Source organism: Kineococcus glutinatus (assembly GCF_039542765.1).
GTDB classification, from domain to species: domain Bacteria; phylum Actinomycetota; class Actinomycetes; order Actinomycetales; family Kineococcaceae; genus Kineococcus_A; species Kineococcus_A glutinatus.
The window spans coordinates 1-3,764 of the sequence record NZ_BAABIL010000833.1 but is presented as its reverse complement, the minus strand read 5'-3'; the positions used below and the strand labels follow the sequence as shown (position 1 = coordinate 3,764).

Genomic DNA, 3,764 nt, shown 5'->3' with positions numbered 1-3,764 from the left:
TCCGCCCACTCCAGCGGGACCAGCCAGCAGGCGGGCACGTGCGCCCCGCGCAGCAGGTCGGCGAGCTCGGGGGGCATGCCCTCGGGCAGCTCCTGGCGGGCGCGGCGCCGGGTGAGCCGGCCCTCGCGCGGTGGGGGCGAGCCGGTGAGGGCGAACCAGGCGACGGCGGCCAGGCCGTACACGTCGGAGGCCGCGGTCACCTCGCCGCCGTCCTCCAGCGCCGGGTCCGAGAAGCCGCTCGTGACGTGCAACCAGCCCCCGACGTCCCCCAGCGCCCGCGCCACGCCGAGGTCGGCCAGCAGCGGGGTGCCGTCGGCGGCGAGCAGCACGTTGCCCGGTGACACGTCGGCGTGGACCGCGCCGGCCGCGTGCAGGTCCTCCAGCGCCGAGCCGACGGCGGTGAGGATGCTGACGACCTCCCCCACGGCGAGGCGGCGGCGCCGGCGCACGAGCGCGGCGAGGCTGCCGCCGGCGGCCAGGTCCAGCACGAGCACCGGTTCACCCGTGGCCGTGGTGCTGATGTCGCGCACGGCGACGACGTGGGGGTGGCGCACCCGGCGCAGCAGCGCCAGCTCCCGCAGCAGGGCCGCGGAGCGCTCACCCGCGCCGTCGTCCGCCGGGCCCTCCTCCGCGGCGCCGGCCGCCTCCGCCGGGGGCGACCCGGCCAGGCGGTCGAGGACCTTGAGCGCCCGCGGCTGCCCGTCGGGGCCGACGGCCTCCCACACGGTCGCGGTGCCACCGGCGCCCAGCAGCCGCCCCACGGCGTAACCGTCGACCACGGGCGGGCGCGGCGGCTGCGGAGCCCGCGCACGGCGCCCCGCCACCCGTGCCCCGCGCACCGCTCCACCGCTGTCCGACACCGCTGCCCCTGCCCGCACGGGAGGAGCCAAGCGCATCCCGGAGCGGCCCCGCGCCGGTCGTCCACAGCGTCGATAGGCTCCGCCGGTGACCATCGCACCCCTCGTGCCGCAGCTGCCCTCCTCCGCCGACGTCGCGGTCATCGGCGCGGGTCTCGCCGGGCTCGCCTGCGCGCGGCACCTCACGGCCGCCGGCCTGCACGTCGTCGTCGTGGAGGCGCAGGACCGCGTCGGGGGCCGCGTCCGCAGCGAGGAGGTGGACGGCTTCCGCGTCGACCGCGGTTTCCAGGTCCTCAACCCCGGCTACCCGGAGGTGCGGGAGCTGCTGGACCTGAAGGCGCTGCGGCTGCAGCACTTCGACGCGGGCATCGCGGTGCAGCGCGGGGGCGCGGTCGCGGCGCTGCGGGACCCGCGCCGCCACCCCGCGGCGCTGCTGCAGGCGCTGCGCTTCCCGCTGGGCACGGCGGCCGAGAAGGCGGCCGCCGTGCGCTGGGTGCTGGGCACGGCCTCGGCCGGTGCCCTGAAGCAGCGCGACCGTAGCTGGCGGGAGGAGCTCGACGCCGCCGGCGTGCGCGGCGAGCTGCGCAGCAGCCTCATCGAGCCGTTCCTGGCCGGTGTGCTGGGCGAGGACGACGGGTCCACGTCGGCGCGCTTCGTCGACCTGATCGTGCGCAGCTTCCTGCGCGGGACGCCCGGCCTGCCCGCCGCGGGGATGGGCGCGGTGCCCGAGCAGCTGGCGGCGTCGCTGCCGGCGGGCACCGTCGTGACCGGCGTGAGCGCCGAGCACCAGTTCATCGGCCCCCGCGAGCACGTCGTGCAGACCGCCGGCGGCGGGGTGGGCGTCCGGGCGACGGTGGTGGCCACGGACCCGGTGAGCGCGGCGCACCTGGTCGGCCTCGAGGCGCCGGCGGTGCACCCGCTGACGACGTTCTGGTTCGCGGCGCCGGACTCCCCCGCCCCCGCCTCGCGGGCCAGGCTCATCCACGTCGACGGAGACCGCACCGGCCCGGTGGTCACCACGAGCGTCGTCAGCGAGGTGGCGCCCGGCTACGTGCTGCGCCGCGGGGACCACCGCGCGCTGGTGAGCGCCCTGGTGCTCGGCGAGCGCGGCGGCGCCGAGTCGCAGGAGCAGGCCCGCCGGCACCTGTCGCGCATCTACGGCGTCGACACCCGCGGCTGGGAGCTGCTCACCGCGCACGTCGTGCCGGCGGCGCTGCCGGCGCTGCCGCCGCCGTTCGCGGGCCCGCGCCCGGTGGCGCTCGGGGAGCGGATCTACGTCTGCGGCGACCACCGCGACAACGCCTCCCAGCAGGGCGCGCTCGTCTCCGGCCGGCGGGCGGCGGTGGCGGTGCTGCGCGCTCTGGGTGCGCTGCCGGCCCGTGCCCGCTGAGGAACCCACGCTCGTCGCGACGTCCGGCGGCTGGCGGCAGGGGCAGCGCGGCTGGCTGGACGTCGCCCCGCTGGTGCAGCACGCCGTGGAGCTGTCGGGCGCGGCGGGGCGGCCGCGGCTGTGCTACGTCGGCACGGCGGCCGGTGACCAGCGCTGGTTCGCCGCGGAGGTCGTCGACGCGGGCCGGCGCGCCGGGCTGGACGTCTCGGTGTTGAACCTGTTCCCCATGCCGTCGGTGCCCGACGTGGCCGAGCACCTGCTGGCGCAGGACGCGGTGTGGGTGGGTGGTGGATCGGTGGTGAACCTGCTGGCGGTGTGGCGGGCGCACGGGGTGGACGCCGCGATGCGCCGGGCGTGGCAGGCGGGGGTGGTGCTGGGCGGGGTGAGCGCGGGCTCGATCTGCTGGTTCGCGGGCGGCACGACGGACTCCTGGGGGCCGGACCTGCGGCCGGTGACGGACGCGCTGGGCTTCCTGCCGTACGGCAACGGCGTGCACCACGACTCCGAGCCGGGCCGGCGGCCGCTGGCGCGCTCGCTGGTCGCCGCCGGGGTGCTGCCGGAGACGCACTGCACGGACGACGGGGTGGGCCTGGTCTACCGGGGCACGGCGCTGGTGGAGGCGGTGGCCGAGGTCCGCGGTGCGGGTGCGTGGCTGCTGCGCCGCACCGGCACGGGCGTGGCGGAGGAGCGGCTGGCGCCGCGGCTGCTGCCGGGGGCGCGCTGAGCCGGCCCGCGAGCCCGGACCGGCCCTGACCGGCCCGGCGCCGGGCGTACCGTGTGCCGGTGAGCACGAGCACCGACCGCCCCGTGCGGGTACCGGGGATGCAGGTGCGCCGGGTCCGGCTGGGGCGGGACCGGGTGCCGTACGCGGAGGGCTGGGAGCTGCAGCGGCGGGTCCACGCGCAGCGGGTGGCCGGCGAGGGCGAGGACGTCCTGCTGCTGCTGGAGCACGAGCCGGTGTACACGGCGGGGCGCCGGACGAACTCCTGGGAGCGTCCCGCCGACGGCACGCCCGTGGTGGACGTGGATCGCGGTGGGCGCATCACGTGGCACGGGCCGGGGCAGCTCGTGGGGTACCCGGTGGTGGCGCTGGCGGAGCCGCTGGACGTGGTGCGCTACGTGCGGCGGGTGGAGCAGCTGCTCCTCGACGTCTGCGCCGAGCTGGGCCTGGCCGCGATCCGCGTCCCGGACCGCACCGGGGTGTGGCTGCCCGCCGACGCGACGCGCCCGGAGCGCAAGGTGGCCGCGATCGGCATCCGGGTGGCGCGCGGGGTGACGATGCACGGTTTCGCGCTGAACTGCGACACGGACCTGGTGGGGTTCTCCGGGATCGTGCCGTGCGGCATCACCGATGCGGGCGTGACGTCGCTGTCGGCGGAGACCGGCCGCCGGGTGGGGGTGCTGGAGGCGGCCGGCCTGGTGGAGCGCCACCTGGCGGCGGCGGACCTGCCCGGCCGGGGCTGAGCCCTCACCTCGCCCGACGGGGACGTCCCGCGGGCGGCACGCGGTGTGCCGCC

4 protein-coding genes are annotated in these 3,764 nt (G+C 78.4%); 3 read left to right on the top strand and 1 reads right to left on the bottom strand.

Annotated elements, in window-relative coordinates:
• Positions 1-779 (bottom strand): protein kinase domain-containing protein (locus tag ABEB16_RS21860; protein ID WP_345714274.1); only part of this gene is annotated, 779 nt, incomplete at its 3' end.
• A 166-nt stretch (positions 780-945) separates the two neighbouring features.
• Between ABEB16_RS21860 and ABEB16_RS21855 the strand changes: the two genes are divergently transcribed.
• The 3 genes from ABEB16_RS21855 to lipB all read left to right on the top strand — a co-directional run bounded on the left by ABEB16_RS21855 (position 946) and on the right by lipB (position 3,711).
• Positions 946-2,247 (top strand): NAD(P)/FAD-dependent oxidoreductase, encoded by a 1,302-nt coding sequence (locus tag ABEB16_RS21855; protein WP_345714273.1) that lies wholly within the window; start codon positions 946-948, stop codon positions 2,245-2,247.
• Positions 2,237-2,971 (top strand): Type 1 glutamine amidotransferase-like domain-containing protein, encoded by a 735-nt coding sequence (locus ABEB16_RS21850; protein WP_345714272.1) that lies wholly within the window; start codon positions 2,237-2,239, stop codon positions 2,969-2,971. The genes ABEB16_RS21855 and ABEB16_RS21850 overlap by 11 nt, the downstream gene beginning before the upstream one ends.
• Positions 2,972-3,069: 98 nt before the next feature.
• Positions 3,070-3,711, top strand: coding sequence for a lipoyl(octanoyl) transferase LipB (gene lipB, locus ABEB16_RS21845; RefSeq protein ID WP_425560293.1), 642 nt, complete (start codon positions 3,070-3,072; stop codon positions 3,709-3,711).
• The last annotated feature ends 53 nt before the right edge of the window (positions 3,712-3,764 follow it).

Excerpts from the sequence above, each read along its gene's own strand:
- lipB (WP_425560293.1), top strand. The coding sequence starts at position 3,070 with ATGCAGGTGCGCCGGGTCCGGCTGGGGCGGGACCGGGTGCCGTACGCG.